14 protein-coding genes are annotated in these 17,366 nt (G+C 72.8%); 11 read left to right on the top strand and 3 right to left on the bottom strand.

The window, feature by feature from the left end; genetic code table 11:
* Positions 1 to 80: 80 nt before the first annotated feature.
* A complete protein-coding gene (locus OG946_RS00680; RefSeq protein ID WP_326794192.1) occupies positions 81 to 1,316 on the top strand; it encodes a hypothetical protein in 1,236 nt (411 codons plus the stop codon).
* A 15-nt stretch (positions 1,317 to 1,331) separates the two neighbouring features.
* Here the strand turns inward: OG946_RS00680 and OG946_RS00675 are convergent, their stop codons facing one another.
* The 3 genes from OG946_RS00675 to OG946_RS00665 all read right to left on the bottom strand — a co-directional run bounded on the left by OG946_RS00675 (position 1,332) and on the right by OG946_RS00665 (position 5,235).
* Positions 1,332 to 2,693, bottom strand: coding sequence for a Gfo/Idh/MocA family protein (locus OG946_RS00675; RefSeq protein ID WP_326794191.1), 1,362 nt, complete (start codon positions 2,691 to 2,693; stop codon positions 1,332 to 1,334).
* On the bottom strand, positions 2,690 to 4,105 hold the full coding sequence (locus OG946_RS00670; RefSeq protein ID WP_326794190.1) for a glycoside hydrolase family 28 protein: 1,416 nt from the start codon (positions 4,103 to 4,105) through the stop codon (positions 2,690 to 2,692). The genes OG946_RS00675 and OG946_RS00670 overlap by 4 nt, the downstream gene beginning before the upstream one ends.
* A gap of 71 nt (positions 4,106 to 4,176) precedes the next feature.
* On the bottom strand, positions 4,177 to 5,235 hold the full coding sequence (locus OG946_RS00665; protein WP_326794189.1) for a GntR family transcriptional regulator: 1,059 nt from the start codon (positions 5,233 to 5,235) through the stop codon (positions 4,177 to 4,179).
* A 277-nt stretch (positions 5,236 to 5,512) separates the two neighbouring features.
* Between OG946_RS00665 and OG946_RS00660 the strand changes: the two genes are divergently transcribed.
* The 10 genes from OG946_RS00660 (at position 5,513) to OG946_RS00615 (ending at position 17,364) form a co-directional block, all read left to right on the top strand.
* Complete coding sequence (locus OG946_RS00660) at positions 5,513 to 6,793, top strand: ABC transporter substrate-binding protein (RefSeq protein ID WP_326794188.1); 1,281 nt, start codon at positions 5,513 to 5,515, stop codon at positions 6,791 to 6,793.
* 14 nt (positions 6,794 to 6,807) lie between these two features.
* Positions 6,808 to 7,704, top strand: a complete 897-nt coding sequence (locus OG946_RS00655) for a carbohydrate ABC transporter permease (RefSeq protein WP_326794187.1) — start codon at positions 6,808 to 6,810, stop codon at positions 7,702 to 7,704.
* Positions 7,701 to 8,660: a carbohydrate ABC transporter permease gene (locus OG946_RS00650; RefSeq protein WP_326794186.1), complete on the top strand. Its 960-nt coding sequence runs from the start codon at positions 7,701 to 7,703 to the stop codon at positions 8,658 to 8,660. Before OG946_RS00655 ends, OG946_RS00650 begins: the two co-directional genes overlap by 4 nt.
* Before the next feature lie 3 nt (positions 8,661 to 8,663).
* Positions 8,664 to 10,607 (top strand): hypothetical protein, encoded by a 1,944-nt coding sequence (locus tag OG946_RS00645; protein WP_326794185.1) that lies wholly within the window; start codon positions 8,664 to 8,666, stop codon positions 10,605 to 10,607.
* A gap of 20 nt (positions 10,608 to 10,627) precedes the next feature.
* Positions 10,628 to 11,395, top strand: a complete 768-nt coding sequence (locus OG946_RS00640; RefSeq protein ID WP_326794184.1) for a ribonuclease activity regulator RraA — start codon at positions 10,628 to 10,630, stop codon at positions 11,393 to 11,395.
* Between the two features lie 74 nt (positions 11,396 to 11,469).
* Positions 11,470 to 13,347 carry a right-handed parallel beta-helix repeat-containing protein gene (locus tag OG946_RS00635; RefSeq protein WP_326794183.1) on the top strand — a complete coding sequence of 626 codons (1,878 nt, stop codon included), beginning with the start codon at positions 11,470 to 11,472 and terminating at the stop codon, positions 13,345 to 13,347.
* A gap of 7 nt (positions 13,348 to 13,354) precedes the next feature.
* A complete protein-coding gene (locus OG946_RS00630) occupies positions 13,355 to 14,134 on the top strand; it encodes an enoyl-CoA hydratase/isomerase family protein (protein WP_326794182.1) in 780 nt (259 codons plus the stop codon).
* Positions 14,135 to 14,204: 70 nt separating this feature from the next.
* Positions 14,205 to 15,401 carry a CaiB/BaiF CoA transferase family protein gene (locus OG946_RS00625; RefSeq protein WP_326794181.1) on the top strand — a complete coding sequence of 399 codons (1,197 nt, stop codon included), beginning with the start codon at positions 14,205 to 14,207 and terminating at the stop codon, positions 15,399 to 15,401.
* Positions 15,398 to 16,609, top strand: a complete 1,212-nt coding sequence (locus tag OG946_RS00620; RefSeq protein WP_326794180.1) for a carbohydrate ABC transporter substrate-binding protein — start codon at positions 15,398 to 15,400, stop codon at positions 16,607 to 16,609. The genes OG946_RS00625 and OG946_RS00620 overlap by 4 nt, the downstream gene beginning before the upstream one ends.
* Entirely contained in the window at positions 16,606 to 17,364 is a 759-nt protein-coding gene (locus OG946_RS00615; protein ID WP_326794179.1) for an SDR family NAD(P)-dependent oxidoreductase, read from the top strand. Before OG946_RS00620 ends, OG946_RS00615 begins: the two co-directional genes overlap by 4 nt.
* Positions 17,365 to 17,366 lie beyond the last annotated feature (2 nt).

The following is a 17,366-nucleotide window of genomic DNA, read 5'->3' as shown; positions in this document are numbered from 1 at the left end:
ACACCGCGGGCCGGTGCACCTTCGCCGGCCCCGGCGCGGACACACCACCACTCCGACGAACCCACGGCAGGTGATCACCCATGTCCACGGTGTCCCGCAGGACCCTCCTCGGCGCGCTCGGCACCACGGCCGCCGGCACAGTCGCCACCACCGCGGCCACCACCGCAACCGCCGCCGCAGCACCGGCCGGCGCCGCGCCCGCAGCAGCAGCCGGGGCCGCCCCGCCCCGCCCGCCGCGGCCGGTGGCGCCGGTCAACGCCGAGGTGGCCGCGGCCCACAGCATCGACTACCGCGCGCTCCCGCAGCAGGTCGTCGGCGTCGACACGGAGGAGCTGATGGCCGTGCACACCGAGGCCGACGCCGACGCGCTGCGCGCCGCCCTCGTGCGGGAGGTGTGGAAGTCGGCCGACAGCCGCCTGCCCACCGCCCTGCCCGAGGTCGAAGAAGGCGTCGACGGCGGCGAGCTGCCCGCCTTCGAGGGCGTTCGCCGCATCGACCGGCTCACCGTGCGGCTGCCGTACGGGCTCAGCTCCGTCGTCTTCCTGCTGCTGCCGAGGCACAGCACGCACGGGCGGTTCGCGCTCTACCACAACGGCCACGGCGAGGAGCCGAGCACGATGCAGCGCACCACGCAGGGGCTGCTCGACGCCGGTTACGCCGTACTGCTCCTCGCCATGCCGCTGTACCACTGGAACCCCAAGGAGCTTCAGGACCCCGCGGACCCGTCCCGTACGCTCACCGTGGAGTCGCACAACGACCTCGGACCGTGGGAGACGGCGGACTTCTCCACGCTGCGGTTCTTCCTGGAGCCGCCGGCGGTGGCGCTCAACCACGTGCAGCGCACGTACCGCCCGCCCTCGGTGCAGATGACCGGCCTGTCCGGCGGCGGTTGGTGTGCCACCGTGTACCCGGCGCTCGACATCCGGGTGACGCGCAGCTATCCCACCGCCGGCTCACTGCCGTTCTTCCTGCGCTCCGCGCCGCCCAAGCCCAGTCCCACGACCGGCGACTGGGAGCAGCGCAAGGACTCCCACCCCGCGTTCTACGGGCTGACCGACTTCATGGACCTCTACGCGCTGGCCGCGGTCGGCGAGAACCGCCGCCAGATACAGATTCTGAACCGCTTCGACGACTGCTGCTTCAACGCGGTGGGCCACCGCGCCTACGAGCCGGTGGTGCGCCACCGCGTTCAGGTCATCGGCAACGGACACTGGGAGCTGCTGGAGGACGCCACCCACGGCGACCACACCATCAGCCCCTACGCGCTGTCCGTGATCCTCTGGGACCTCGACGTCGCGTGCGCCCACCAGCCGTAGCCCGCGTCTTCCGCCTCAGCCGGCCGGCAGCGGCACGAGCGCGTCCGTGGCCACCGGGGCACCGGTGGCGAAGGACTCGTTCGCGGCGAGCCCGGTGACCAGGGCCAGCGCGCCGTCGACAGCGTTGGCGCGCTGGCCGTCGGCGCCACCGCTGCCGTGCGCTGCTCCGGCCGCTGCTCCGCCCGCCGGGCCGAACAGCGCGCTGAGCATGCGCTCGTCGCCGCCGCCGTGCCCCGCGTGGTCGTAGCCCGGCACCGGCACCTCCTGCGGCTCCCGCCACAGCGGGCGCAGCAGGATGCGCGGGCCGCCGGCGTTGGCCATCGCCTTGTCGCCGTGGATGGCGCCCTTGCCCGAGGCGGTGCGCAGCCGCGGCGGCTGCCAGCGGCTCTCCTCGACCTCCAGCTCCAGCCGCCCGGCGGTGCCGTTGAAGGCGACCCGGTAGCCCTCCCAGGGGGAGTATGCGGTGAGGTGGTACGTCATGGCGGCGCCGGTGTCGTAGCGCACCAGCACCGACATGTCGTCCTCGATGGTGATGCCGTCGCCGAAGACGTTGCGGTCGCGCAGGTAGCCGTCGTGGGTCTCGGCCTCCAGATAGAGCGAGCGCAGCGCGTCGTTCTCGGCGAGCGGCAGCGCGAACGGGTCGTCCTGGGCCGCGGCGGCGCCGTGGGCGCGCTCGTAGTCGCGCCGGTAGCCGGACTTCTCGCCCGCCTCGCGGCCGTAGAAGCCCAGCCGGCCGTGGCCGAAGACCTGCTGCGGGCGGGCTCCCAGCCACCAGTTGACGAGGTCGAAGTGGTGGCTCGACTTGTGCACCATCAGCCCGCCGCTCTGGTCCTTCTCCCGGTGCCAGCGGCGGAAGTAGTCCGCGCCGTGGCGCACGTCCAGCAGCCATTCGAAGTGCACCGACAGCACCTCGCCGACCGCCCCGCCGGCGAGCAGCGCGCGGATCTGCGCGTGCACCGGGTTGTAGCGGTAGTTGAACGCGACGGCCACCTCCCCGCCGGTGTCTGCCGCGGCCTGCAGGATGCGGCGGCAGCGCGGCGCGTCCGTGGTCATCGGCTTCTCCGTCACCACGCGGCAACCGGCGTGCAGCGCCGGCACGATGTACGCGTCGTGCAGGGCGTCCACCGTGGTGACGACGACCTCCTCGATGCCGTCGGAGCGCAGCCGGCGCTCGAAGTCGTCCGGGGCCCACGCCGCGGCCTCCGGCGCCCCCGCCGCCGCGAGGAGCCTTTGGTGGTGGGCGATCCGGGCCGGGTTGGGGTCGCACAGCGCGGCCACCCGCAGGTGCGGGCGACGGGCGAGCGCGGCGGTGAACATCTGGGCGCGGGAGCCGGTGCCGACCACGACGGCGCGGGCGGCGGGGTTCGTCGACGTCATGACTGTCCTCCGAGGGGTTCGCCGTTGACGGTGACGTCGTGCACGGAGAGTCCGTTGACGGATTGCAGAAGCGCGGGCTGCGCGGCGTCGGCGAAGTCGAGGCCGGACAGCCGCACGTCGCGTACGGGCTCCTCCGGGCGGGCCCGGATGCGTACGGGGTACTCGCACGGTCCGCCGACCCGCCAGCGCGCCGCCGACAGCCGGCTGACCTCGGCGAAGTGCTCGCCGCCGGTGCCGCCCGCGTACTGGAACGTCACCTCGAACGGGACGTACGTCCAGCCCGGCGCCTCGACGTCCGTCACGCGCACGTCCCGTACGTAACCGCCACGGGTGGGCGTGGACTTGACGTTGAGGATCCAGCCGACGGCGGCCTCGTCGAGGTCCGGATGGAGGGGCAGGTGCAGCCGCCGGGCGAGCACGTCGGACACCCCGCCGCTCATCTCGCTGCCGATCGCCACCGCGGCGCCCCCGCTGAGGTAGAGGCAGTCCTCGATCCGGATGTGGCGGGACGGCACGCCGACCCGCCGGCCGTCCCGGTCGCGGCCCGACTTGATGGCGATGCAGTCGTCGTCGGTGGCGAAGGTGACGCGGCTGATGGCAACCTTCTCGCACGAGTCGGGGTTGCAGCCGTCGCTGTTCGGGCCGTGGCACTCGACGGTGACGTCGCGCACGGTGACGTTCCGGCTGAGCACCGGATGGATGTTCCAGAAGGGGGAGTTGCGCAGCGTGACACCCTCGACGAGGACGTTGCGGCAGGAGTGCGGCTGGACGAAGCTGGGGCGCAGATAGTGCCCCTCGCCGAGGACGCGCTCCGCGACGGGCACGCCGTCGGCGCCCCAGCGCTCCAGCTGCCCCCAGTCGTCGCGCTCGTGCGGCATGCCGGGCTCCCAGCCGAACTGACCGGAGCCCTTCCACGGCCACCAGTGGGAGTTGTCGCCCTGCGCGTCGAGGACGCCGCGGCCGGTGACGGCGATGTCGTGGGCGCGGTGGGCGTAGATCAGCGGCGAGTAGTTGTAGACCTCGATGCCCTGCCAGCGGGTGAGGACGACGGGCAGGTAGGCGGCCGGGTCGGTGCTGAAGAGCACGGTGGCGCCCGCGGCGACATGCAGGTCGACGCCGCTGAGCAGGTGGATCGCCCCCGTGGCCCAGCGGCCCGGGGGCACCAGCACATGGCCGCCGCCGGCGTCGTGGCAGGCGCGTACGGCGGCGCGGACGGCGGCGGTGCAGTCGGTGGCGCCGTCGCCGGCGGCGCCGTAGTCGGTGACGGGGAACCAGGCGTCGGGGAAGCGGGGGACGCGGGGCCGGGCCGGGCCCGGCCCCGCGGCCGCGCTCGCGGCGCTGGCGGACAGCGCGGCCGCGACGGCGGCGAGAGCGCCGAGCCGTAGGACTTCTCTGCGTGCGTGCCTGCTCATGACGACTCCCTCGGTGGCGCGGGTCGGCGGCGCGGGTCGGTTGAACGAGCGGCTGCGGGTCGGTCGTGCGGTCAGTTGAGGGGGTGCTCGCGGTGGTAGCGGGACGCCTCGCCGGCGGCGTGGGCGGCGAACATCGGCCCCGTGGTGTCGGGGTCGCCGGTCTGCAGGGCGTTCAGCAGCTCGGCGTGGTACTCCGCCATCGCGCGCCAGTCGCCGCGGTAGAGCGGATTGCCCAGCACGTGCAGCCCCCACATGCTGGACTCGATCATGCGCCACAACCGGATGAGCGCCGCGTTGCCCGCCGCCTCGCAGACGTGCCGGTGGAAGGACATGTCGGCGTCGCGGAACGCGCCGATGTCGCCGCTCTCCGCGGCCCGGCGCAGCAGCGTCACGTCGCCGTCGAGCAGCCGCAGCCGCTCGTCGTCCAGCCGGCCGGTGGCCTTGCGGGCCGCGTACTCCTCGAACATCACCCGGATGTCGCGGACTTCCTGCGCCTGTCGCTCGGAGACCTGCGAGACGTACGTGCCGCGGCGCGGCTGCGAGATGACCAGCCCTTCGTTCGCCAGCCGCTTGATCGCCTCGCGGGCCGGGGCCTGGCTGGTGCCGACCTGACGGGCGATCTCCGATTCCACGAGCCGCTGGCCCGGCACGAGTTCGCCGCTGACGATCCAGGTGCGCAGCAGCCCGTAGACGTGGTCGGAGAGCAGTTGGCGGGGCAGTTGCACGGCCGCGGGGAAGACGGTGCCTCCGGTCTGGCCGGTGTGGGCCGCCGCGGGCGGGACGGGGCGCAGTCGGCCGTCGGCCTGCTGTCTGCGCTCCTCGTCCTGCCAGATGCGGGCGACGGTGGACTGCGACAGCCCGAGCGTCCGGGCCAGTGAGCGGGTGGACGGGACCGGGCCGCCCTCGCGCGCCTGCGTCAGCAACTCGGCGATGTGCCGCTCGGCGTCGTGCCGTCCGGTGGTTCGAGGCCGTCCCGACCGCGGGGCGTCGCTCAGCCCGGCGACCCCGCCGTTGAGGTATCGCTCACGCCACTTGGCCACGGTGGCGGGGCTGACCTGCAGGCGCTTGGCGATGTCCGCGTTGGTCAGCCCCTCCGCGCAGGCGAGCACGATGCGGCTGCGTAGCCGCATCGCTTCGGGCGGCCGAGCCGACCAATCCCGCAGCGTCGCGCGGTCTTCGTCGCTCAGCTGCGGAAACTTCCGCAGATCCGGCGCGGTCACGGGCCCGCTTCACCTCTCGATGTCTATGAATTTCTGACTCACGTCGCCGGTCTCCGTGACCGCTGTCATCAACTTTTCTTTCATGACAGGCACCTTGACGGCGCTTTACTACGAACATATTAACGTATCGTTGCTCGATTATTGACCCACTAAACCGTGATCGGTTGTGCTCGCCAAGGAGGAACCGATGCGCCTGCGGCAGACGGAACGAGTGTGGGTGGGCGCGGTGGCCGTGCTCTCGGCGGCTGCGCTGGCCGGGTGCGGCTCGGGTGGCTTCTCCGACGACGACGGCGACTCCGGTGGCTCGTCGGAGGGCGGCACGGTCCGCATGCTCGTCAACATCACCCCCAACCTCACCCAGGACTTCTGGAACGACCTGGTGAAGCCCTTCGAGGAGGCCAACGAGGGCGTCGACGTGAAGATCGAGGCCCCGTCCGGAAAGGGCGTCGCGGACACGCTGCAGCAGCAGCTCGCCGCGGGCGACCCGCCGGACGTGGTCGAGACGCTGATGGTGGACGAGACGCTCGCGCCCAAGATGCTGGAGCTGACGGACGAGCCATGGGCGGCCGACACCCCGCTGGTGAAGGAAGCCGCCCTGGACGGAAAGATCTACAACGTCGGAGTCGGTGAACAGGCCCAGTCCCTCGTCTTCTACAACAAGAAGGCCTTCGCCGAGGCCGGCATCGAACAACCGCCCACCACCCTCGACCAGTTCACGAACGCGATGGGCAAGCTCAAGGACGCCGGCTACCTGCCGCTGCAGACCTCCGCCGAGTTCGTCACCGGACTGCAGCTCCTGCAGTTCGCCGACCCGTCCCTCGCCCAGAGCCACCCCGACTGGTACGCGGACGTCGCGCGCGGCGAGCCGACCGTCGGCGAGTCGATGCTGCCGTATCTGGAGCTGTACGACGGCTGGCTGGAGCGCGGCTACCTCGACAAGAACGCGATGGGCCTGAAGAACGTGGACGGGGAGACGAACTTCCTGTCCGGCAAGTCGGCGATGTACGTCATGGGCAGCTGGTTCACCGCCTCCGTCGCCGCCGCCGACAAGGGCGACGAGATCGGCGTCTTCGCCGCTCCCGTCGCCGAGGGCCAGGACCACCCCGGCCCGCAGGGCGCGACGATGGCCGCGCCGTACATGGTGCTCAAGGACAGCGGGGAACGGGACCTGGCGCTCGATCTCGTCGAATGGCTGGTCACCGACGAGCAGGCGATCGTCAGCCAGCTGGAGCAGGACGGCAACTTCCGCAGCGGCTTCGAACGGGATGTAAGCCCGCTGGAGGACCAGGTGCAGCAGATCCTCGACGAGGCGCCCTCCCGGGTCGCCCAGGGCGAGGGCTACGGCGACGACACGCTGCCCCGCGGGTTCAACACCGCCTGGAACACCGAGGTCCAGGGGCTCTACACCGGGCGCTCGCCCGAGGAGGTCGCCGAGGCGGTGGACCGGTGGCTCAAGGACCACTCCTGATCAGGAAGGCGCCCATGCAGAGCAGCACTGCCCGCGGCAGACGCCGGGACGGCCTCGCCTCCCTCGTCATGGTCGGCCCGGCCACCGTCCTGTATACGGTGATGCTCGCCGTCCCGGTCGGCCTCGCGGTCTACCTCAGCCTGACGGACTGGGACGGCTACAGCTCCAACCCGGCCGTGGTCGGCGGGGACAACTACGCCGACCTGGTGGACGACCCGGCGCTGCGCCGCGCGGCCGTCGTCACGCTGCTGCTGGCGGGTGCCGGAACCGTCGGGCTCAACGTGCTCGGGCTCGGCTTCGCACTGCTGCTCAACGGCACGTCGCGGGCTAACGCCTTCTTCCGCATGGTCATGTTCTACCCGCACGTGCTCAGCGCGCTGGTCGTCGGCTTCCTGTGGAGCGCGATCCTCGGCACCACCGGAGCCGTCAACAACTTCGTCACCTCCCGGGGCGGCGACGTGCTGCCCTTCCTCTCCGATCCCGACTGGGCGCTGGCCACGATGGTGGCCGTCGTCGTCTGGTCGGCCTTCGGCGTGAACGTCGTGCTGTATCTGGCCGGGCTGCAGGCGGTGCCGCACTCGCTGATCGAGGCCGCGCGCATCGACGGCGCCAGCCGGCGGCAGGTGTTCCGCCATGTCACGCTGCCCGCGCTCGGCCCGTCGGTGACCATCAACCTGGTGCTGTCCCTGGTCACTCTGCTCAAGACCTACGACCTCGTGGTCTCCCTCACCGCGGGCGGCCCCGCGGGACAGACACAGACGGTCGCCTACCTCATTCTGTGGAACTCCTTCCACGACGGGCGCCTCGGCTTCGGCTCGGCCCAGTCGGTGGTTCTCATGCTCGTCACCGCGGTCCTGGCGCTCGCCGTCACCCGGCTGCGCCGGCGCGGGGAGACGGCGGTGTACTCATGACCCTGCACAGCGAGACCAAGCCGGCACCGGCTGCCGCCGGGCCCGGAGGGGGCGAGGGGGCAGCCGCCCCGGCGCCGCCCGCCGCCGGCGGGCCGCACCGCAAGGGGCTCCGGCGCGGGCCGCCGGGCCGCCGTCGCGGCCTGCCCCGGCTGGCGTTCCTGTCCGTCGTGACGATCGGCATGCTCGTCCCGCTCTACGTGCTGGTCGTCAACGCCTTCAAGGACCAGCAGGACATCCTGGAGAACCCGTTCGGGCTGCCGTCGGGCGGACCCACGTTCTCCCACCTGAACGAGGTGCTGCACGACTCGCAGTTCAACATCGTCCGCGGCTACGCCGTCACCCTGCTCTTCGTCGTCTGCGTCAACGTCCTGTCCGTCGTGCTCGCCGGGCCCGCCGCGTATGTCATCGCCCGCAGCAGCCGCCGCCGGTACCGGGCACTGATGGTGTTCTTCCTGGCCGGCACCTTCATCCCCGGCCAGGTGCTGGTGATCCCGGTCGTCTACGTGCTCAAGACACTGGGGCTGATGGGAACCGTGCGCGGGTTCGTGCTCTTCGAGACGGTCCTCACGCTGCCGTTCTCGATCTTCCTCTACGCGGGCTACATCGCGACGATCCCGCGGGAGCTGGACCAGGCCGCGGCCGTGGACGGTGCCGGTCCCGTGCGCACGTTCTGGCGCATCATCTTCCCGCTGATGCGCCCCGTGGTCGCCACCATGGTCATCCTCAACACCTTCTCGGTGTGGAACGACTTCGTGAACCCGCAGATCATCCTCGGCCCCGGCAGCGGCCTCCACACCGTCACCACCGGCGTCTACGCGGCGGTCAGCCAGTACCAGACCGACTACACCGTGGTCTTCCCCACCCTGCTGCTGGCCATCGCGCCGCTGCTCGTCTTCTTCGTCTTCATGCAACGCCACATCATCAGCGGCCTGACGGCCGGGGCGACGAGAGGCTGAGCGATGACCGAGGCCCCACCGCAGGCGGCACCCGTGCCGCGCCTCACCGCCACCGTCCCCGTCGGCACACCCCCCGTCTGGGCGCTGCTCCAGCGCCGGCTCTTCGACGCGCTCGACGAGGCGTGGCGCGCCTTCGCCGACCGCTACTGCGAGCCCCGCGGCAGCCTGCGCTACGCCGGACCCGTGGCCAGCCGCGACGGCGCCGACGACTTCTACGAGGCGTTCTTCAACTGGCCCGTCCTCTACCAGCTCGGCGGCGCCGACGACCTCCTGGACGCCGCCAAGCACCACTGGCGCGGCGTGACCGCGCAGCTGACCGAACTGGGCTACGTGGTCGACGAGTTCGAGCGCGGCTACGACTGGTTCCACATGGGGGAGTCGCTGCTGCTGTTCTACGGCATCTGCGCCGCCGACCCCGCCGACGCCGAGTTCGAGGCCCGCGCCCACCGGTTCGCCGAGCTGTATCTGCCAGGCGCGCCCGCGGGCAACTACGACCCGAACGCGGAGATCATCCGCGCCCCGCACAACGGCGCGGCGGGACCCCGCTGGGGCGTCAACGAAGAGTGGTCCGCCGGCTACGGCGCCGACCTGGCGACCATGCGCCCGTACGGCCTGCCGCTGCGCGACCTGCCCGGCATCTCCAACTGGCAGGACCTCGCGGACCCCGGCAACGCCGTCCGCATGGGCGCGGCCATGGACGAGCGGCTCGGCCGCGGCGACGCCGTCGTCAACCTCGCCGCCACCAGCCTGGCCACCAACGCCTGGCTCTACGGCCACGACGACCGCTACCGCGACTGGGCGCTGGGCTACATGGCCGCCTGGCAGCGGCGGGCCGAGGCGTGCGGCGGCATCCTGCCCGACAACGTCGGCCCCTCCGGCCGGGTCGGGGAGCTGCACTCCGGCCGCTGGTACGGCGGCAACTACGGCTGGTCCTGGCCGCACGGCCTCTACAGCGTCGGCAACGCCGCGGTGATCGCCGCCGTCAACAGCGTGCTGCTGACCGGCGGCACCGAGGGTCTCGCCCTCGGCCGCGGACCCCTGGACGCCGTCGCGCGGCACGCCGTCACCGGGACCGTCACCGGCACGCCGATGAGCATCTCCGACCGCTGGCACGCCGAGCTGGGCGAGGACGCCGACCGGCCCACCCTGCTCGTCCCCAACCGGCACGCCGACGGCGGCTGGTTCGACCACCAGCCGCCGCAGCTCGGCCTGCCCGTGTGGCTGTGGCAGGCCGGGGCGGAGCGACAGGACGCCGACCGGATCGACCGGCTGCGCGCGGCCAGCGGCTACGACTGGCGCACGGTGCGCAGCTTCCGCAACAAGGAGGAGGCCGGGCACGAGGCGCCGTGGCTGGAGTACCTGCGCGGCGAGAACCCCGGCTACCCCGTCGCCGTGCTGCGCGTCGCCCTCGCCCAGGTGGAGCGGCGCATGGCGCTGATGGCCGCCGACCGCGCTCGACCCGCCGACCTGAACATCCACCACTGGCAGCGGCTCAACCCGGTGGTCACCGAGGCCCTGCTGCAGCTCACCACGGGCACCCCGCAGGTCCTCTACAACGGCGGGCTGCTGCCGCTGCGCCTGGCCTACCACGACGCCCTGCGCGGCCGGCCCGGGCTGCCCCCGGACATCGCCGCGCTGGTCGAGGAAGCCGGCCCGGAGCGGGTCAGGCTGCGGCTGGTGCACACCGGCCTCGGCGGGACCCGCCGGGTCGAGGTGCGCGCCGGTTCGTTCGGCGAGCACCGCATCGACGGCGTACGAGCCGACGCGGCGGAGCCCGGCTATCCCGGCGACCCGCGGGCGTACGCCGCCCCCGTACCCGCCGCCACCGCCCGCGAGATCGCCGTCGGCGGCCCGCGGCTGGAGGTGGAGCTGCCGCCCGGCAGGTGCATCGGGCTCGAACTGCGGCTGACCCCGCGGGCCCACCGGGCCGCACACCGCACTACGTGAGATGAACGTGAGGAGATTTCGTGGAGGACCACGTGTGGGATCTGCCGGTGCGCGGCAAGCCGCCCGGCAGCGCCGACCCCGGGCTCGTCGAGCAGCTGTCCGGGATCTCGTCGGCCACCGCCTGCGCCAAGCTGCACGCCCAGGGCATCCGCCGCACGTTCGTCTCCGGGCCACGGCCGCTGGCGGCCGGGCAGAAGATCGCCGGCCGGGCGCGCACGCTGCAGTTCATGCCGCAGCGCGAGGACGTCGCCTCCGGCCTCGGCCAGGAGTACGTCGAGCGGCACACCGCCCTGTGGGCGGTGCTGGAGGCGATCGAGCCCGGTGACGTGCTCGTGGTGCAGGCGTACGGCAGCACCCACACCGGCTGCTTCGGCGACATGCTCGTGCGCTACTTCCAGCGCAAGGGCGGCGCCGGGATCGTCGTCGACGGCTGCATCCGCGACCTGCCCCGGGTGCGCGAGACCGGCGTGCCGGTCTGGTCGACCGGCGTCACCCCGCACTACGCCTCCCAGTCCGAGCTGTTCCCGTGGGCGTACGACGTGCCCGTGGCCTGCGGCGGCGTCCTGGTCCTCCCCGGCGACCTGGTGGTCGCCGACGACGACGGCCCGGTCGTGGTGCCCCGGCGGCGCGCCGGGGACGTCGTCTCCGCGGCCCGCGAACACGAGCAGTGGGAGCGCTTCAGCCGCACCCGGATCGAGGAGGGCGGCGCCCTTTCCGACTACTACCCGTTGACCCCCGACACCCGTGCCGAATACGAGCGCTGGCGCAGCGCCCGGGGCACGGGCTGACACCCGGCCGGCCCGCCTTGCCGCGAGAGGCGGGCACCATCGCGCACCTGCACGTCCGAGAGGCAAGGAGACCCGTGTTGCGTACCATCCGCAGATCCCGAACGAGCGTCGCGGTGCTGGCAGCCAGCGGCCTGCTGCTCCTGGGCGGCACCACGCTGCCCGAGGGCGGCACCGCCACCGCGGCCGGCGACTGCCGCCCCGAGGAGTTCTTCGTCTCGCCCGGCGGCAGCGACCGGGCGGAGGGCACCGAGGACGACCCCTGGCGCACCCCCGGGCACGCCCGCGACCACATCCGCAGCGAGGGCCTGAACAAGGGGATGAGCTGCGACATCGTGGTGAACCTGCGCGCGGGCGACTATCCGGTGGACAAGGCTGTCGAGTTCGACGAGCGCGACTCCGGCTCCGGCGGCCACGACGTGATCTACCGCAGCTACGACGGCCCGGGAAAGGCCCGCGTCGTCGGCGCCGAGGAGGTCACCGGCTGGGAGGCGTACAAGGACGGCATCTACCGCGCCGACGTCGGCAAGGACGCCTTCTACACGCTCTTCGAGGACGGCAAGCGCGCCACCAACGCCCGCTACCCCAACCGCCGCACCGACACCGAGTGGGCCCCGTACCTGATCTCCACCATCCCCGAGCCGGAGAAGGAAGCGGTGCGCCGCTGGCTGTGGGCCAACCCCGGTGAGCTGGACCCGACGTGGGATCCGGAGAGCCTGGCCAAGGCCACGGTGACGATCTGGTCCGGCGGCAGCTGGAGCTGGTTCACGGACACCGTGCCGATCAAGGACGTGAACCTGGCGGAGGGCCAGATCTCCCTCGAGTACCAGACCCGCTACGCCATGATGAACAGCCGCAGCGGCTCGCGGTACTTCCTGCAGGACTCGCTGGGCTTCCTCGACCAGGCGGGCGAGTACTACCTGGACAAGGAGAAGGGCCAGCTCTACTACAAGCCGCGCGGCGACATCAAGGACGCCAAGGTGCTGGCGCCCACGACCACGCAGCTGCTCGACATCGCCGGCAGCAGCGAGCGGCACCGGGTCAAGGACATCACCTTCGACGGGCTCGCCCTGCAGTACAGCGACTACGTGGAGTGGTACCGCTTCGGCTGGGTCGACGACGGCGACTCCGGCTACGAGCACAAGTACCCGATGTACGACCGGCAGATCGAGATGCCCCGCAACCGCTTCGGCGCGGTGACGGTCACCAACAGCAAGGACATCACCCTCACCGGCATGCACATCTCCGACACCGGCTATCACGCCGTCTACGCCCTCTTCGCCAACGAAGGCCTGACGGTGAAGAACAGCCTGCTGGAGAACATCGGCGCCGACGGCATCAAGGTCGAAGGCCCGTATCCGGGGGAGGGCAACACCTCCAACGGCCACGTCTTCACCAACAACTACATCACCCACTACGGCGAGCTGGTGCCGGGCGACGCCGCCGGCGTCGAGCTGATGGACACCGGCGACAACGTCGTCAGCCACAGCCTCATCGAGCACAGCGCCCGCTACGGCGTGAGCCTGGAGGTCCGCCCGGAGGTCCCCGCCGAGGACAACTACGCCCGTAACAACACCTTCGAGTACCTGCGCATCGAGGAAGCCGGTCTGGACAGCGGCGACATGGGCGCCTTCTACACCTACGGCGTCGACAACGCCGAGCCGCACCCGATCGACAACCACGTGCGCCAGGTCGTCATCGGCGACGTCATCCCCGACGGCTCCATGCCCGACAGCGGCACCCGCGGCGTGCACATGGACGCCGGCGGCTGCGGCTTCAGCTTCGCCGACATCGAGGTCGGCGAGGTCACCGACGACAAGTACCAGAGCTACCAGTGCAACGAGGTCGAGAACGCCAACTGGCAGGAGGACTTCGACGCCTCCCGGATGGAGTACGACAAGATCGGCCTGAAGGACTCCTTCCCCTACCCGGTACCCGACCGGGACGCGAAGTGAGCACCCGATGAGCGGTCGCATCCGCTGCGAGACGCAGGGCCCGGTCGCCGTGGTCACCCTGGACCGGCCGGCCAAGCTCAACGCCCTCACTCCCGAGATGGCGGCGGAGCTGCGCAGCCGGCTCGCCGGTCTGGACGACGACGCCACCGTGCGCGCCATCGTTCTGACCGGCGCCGGCGGCCGGGCCGGGCCGGTGTTCTGCGCCGGCAGCGACATCGCCGGGCTGGACACATACGACACCCCGTGGGCCTTCCGCAACCGGCTCGACTACGGGGACGCCGTACGGGCGGTGCGCACGCCCGTGGTCGCGGCGGTCGGCGGCCACGCCCTCGGCGGCGGCCTGGAACTGGCGCTGTCCTGCGATATCCGGATCGCGGGCGAGTCGGCCCGGTTCGCCGCGCCCGAGATCAAGCTCGGCTGGATCGGCGGCAGCGGCCAGAGCGCACTGCTGACCCACAGCATCGGCGCGTCCAACGCCGCGCTGATGCTGCTGACCGGCGATCCCGTCGACGCCTCCCAGGCCCTGGCCTGGGGGCTGGTCAGCCGGGTCGTACCCGATGAGGACCTGCTGCCGGCCGCGACGGAACTGGCCGGACGCATCGCCGCCCGGGCGCCCATCGCGGCCCAGACGGCGAAGGCCAACCTGCGCGCGGCGCACAGCATGCCGCTCGCCCAGGCCATTCAGTACGAGCGCGACCTGCAGACGGTGTGCTTCGCCACCGAGGACGCGGCCGAGGGGCGGGCGGCCTTCGCCGAGCGCCGCGAGCCGCGGTTCACCGGCCGCTGACCGCCGCAGGACCCCGCCCGGCAGCCGACCGCCGCCGGCGCATGACGAACGGACGACGGAGGGAAGGACCATGGGAATCCTGGACGGTTACCGGGTGGTCGATCTGTCGATCGCCATGGCGGGGCCGCTGGCGGCGATGCGGCTGGGCGACCTGGGGGCCGACGTGGTCAAGGTCGAGCCGCCGGCCGGGGAGTGGCAGCGCCACGCCCCGGCCGGCGGCGCCACGGGCAGCCGCCTCAACGCCTCCTTCCTCGCCCTCAACCGCAACAAGCGCAGCCTCGCCGTGGATCTGAAGTCGGCCGGCGGCCGGGCCGTGGTGCACGACCTGGTCCGCCGCGCCGACGTCTTCCTGCAGAACTACCGGCCCGGCGTGGCCGAGCGGCTCGGCGTGGACTACGCGGCGATCCGCGAGCTGAACCCGGGCATCGTGTACGTGTCCGTCTCCGGCTATGGCGACAGCGGGCCGTACGCCGCCCGCCCCGGCCAGGACCTGCTGCTGCAGGCGATGACCGGGGCGATGTACAGCGTCGGCCGCGCGGCCGACCCGCCCGCCCCGTCCGGCACGTACGCCGTCGACGCCCTCACCGCGTACTCCGCCTTCGAGGGCGCGCTGGCCGCGCTGCTGCACAGGGAGCGCACCGGCGAGGGGCAGCTCGTCACCGTGAACATGCTGGACGCGGCCATCGCGGCGCAGATGCAGGAGCTGTCGGTTTTCACCGTCGGCGGCGTCCCGCAGCGCCGCGGCGAGGAGCCGCACGGCCATACGTACATCCGCGCCCCCTACGGGGTGTTCGCCACCAAGGACGGCCACGTGGCGCTCGCCATGCCGGACCTCACCGCCCTGGCCGCCGCCCTCGAACTGCCCGCACTGGCCCGGTACGACGCCGACACCGACGGCCACACCCGCCGCGACGAGATCACCGAACTGGTGCGCGGGCGGCTGCCGCGCCGCACCTCCGACGAGTGGCTGGAGATCTTCACCGAGCACGGCGTCTGGGCGGGCCCCGTCCACACCTACGCCGACGTCGTCGCCGACCCCCAGGTCCGGCACAACGGCTCCTTCGTGACCTACCGGCACCCGGCCGAGGGTGAGGTGACCACACCGGGCTTCCCCTACGGCTTCAGCGCGACCCCGCCCGAGGTGCGCCGCGGCGCGCCGCTCGTCGGCGAGCACACCCGCGAGATCCTCGCCGAACTCGGCTACCCGGACGCGCAGGTGGCCGGGCTGCTCGACGGCGGCGCCGTGCGCGCCGAGGAGGGGGCATGACGGCCATGGCGACCACACCGCCCCGCACCGCCGAGCTGCGCGGGCTGACCTGGGATCATCCACGCGGCTACGCGCCCCTGGAGGAGCTGGCCCGCCTCGACGACGCGCTGCCGCCCGGCTGCGAGACCGTCGGCCGGCCGCTGCGCTGGGACCGCCAGCCGCTCGCCGGCTTCGAGTCGACGCCGATCGCCTCACTCGCGCCCGTGTACGACGTCCTCGTCGTCGATCACCCCGGGCTGGGCACCGCGGTGGACTCCGGCTGCCTCGTGGCGATGGAGGAGCTGTTCGAGCCGGCCGAGCTGAAGGGCTGGCGGGAGCGGAGCGTCGGGGCCAGCTACGACAGCTATGTGCTGGACGGCCTCACCTGGGCACTGCCCCTGGACGCCGCCGCCCAGGTAGCCGCCGTCCGCCCGGACCTGATGGCCGGTCAGGCGCGGCCTCGCACCTGGGCGGAGGTGTGCGCGCTGGCCGCCCGGGTGCCCGTCACGCTCTGCCTGGGCGGACCGCACGCCTTCCTCACCTTCTGCGCGCTGTGCGTGGGCCGCGGCGAGGAGCCGGCCCAGGAGGCCGACGCGCCGGGCGGCCCGTCCGGGGACGTCCTCGTCGGCCGGGAGACCGGGCTCGCCGCCCTCGACGTGCTCGCGGAGCTGGCCGAACGGACCCCGTACCGGCTGCGGTCGGCCGACCCCATCGCCGTGCTGCGGGCGATGGCAGCCGCCGGCGGACCCGCGTACTGCCCGCTGGTCTACGGCTACGTCACTTACACCCGGGCCGGCCCGTACCCGCTGGCGTTCGCGGACGCCCCCGCCTGGCTGCCCGACGGCCCGCCGGCGAGCGTCCTCGGCGGCGCCGGACTCGCCGTCTCCCGCCACCGCGCCGCCGACGTGCTCGCCCGCACCGCGATCCGCGACCATCTCCGCCGCCTCCTCGCCGACCCGGTGCAGCGCGAGCTGTTCCCCCTCACCGGGGGACAGCCCGCGGCCCGCGCCGCGTGGACCGACCGGTGGACAAACGACCGCTGGGGCGGCTTCTACCGCGCCACCCTCGCCACCGTCGAGGCGGCCTGGGTGCGGCCCCGCGGGCCCGGCTATCCCGCCTTCCAGGAGGCCGCCTCGCGGCTGCTGCGCGAAGGACTGGCCGACCGCCGGCCGCACGGGGCGCTGCTCGACGACCTCGACGCCTGCTACCGCGAAGGGAGTCAGCGATGACCGCCGATGCGACACCCGGGGCCACGGCGGTGGTCACGGGCGCGGGCGGCGCCCTCGGCCGTGCCGTCGCCCTGCGGCTGGCCGCCGACGGGCACCCGGTCGCCCTGCTCGACGCCGACGGCGCCGCGCTGGAACGGGCCGCGAAGGACGTGGCGGACGCGGGCGGCGAGGCGCTGGCGCGCGTCGTCGACCTGCGCGACGCGGACGCCGCCGAGGCCGCGCTCGCCGAGGCCGGCCGCACGCTCGGCCCGGTCGGCGTCCTGGTCAACAACGCCGCGGTCTATCCCGCCCGCCCCTTCCTCGACGTGCCGCTGGCCGAGTACGAGGACGTGCACGCCGTCAACCAGCGCGCCTACTGGGTGTGCGCGCAGACCGCCGCCCGCTCCATGGCGGAGGCCGGCGGCGGGGCCATCGTCAACGTCGCGTCCATCACCATGCACGGCGGCTGGTCCGACCTCGCCGCCTACGTGGCGACGAAGGGCGCCGCGGTGTCGCTCACCCGGGCGCTGGCCCGCGAGCTGGGCGCTTACGGGATCCGCGTCAACTGCGTCTCGCCGGGCGCGTTCCCCACCGCAGCCGAGGAGATCCACCCGGATCCCGCGAGCTACCGGGCCTTCGTGCTGGAGCGGCAGGCCCTCAAGCGCCGCGGCCGGCCTGAGGAGCTGGCCGCCGTCGTGGCGTTCCTCGCCGGTCCCGACGCGTCCTTCGTCACCGGACAGACGATCGAGGTCAACGGAGGGTGGGTGATGACGTGAGG

The organism is Streptomyces sp. NBC_01808, from assembly GCF_035917395.1.
In the GTDB taxonomy this organism is placed as follows: domain Bacteria; phylum Actinomycetota; class Actinomycetes; order Streptomycetales; family Streptomycetaceae; genus Streptomyces.
Note: the sequence above shows the minus strand (reverse complement) of the source record. Positions and strands in the feature narration are given on the sequence as shown.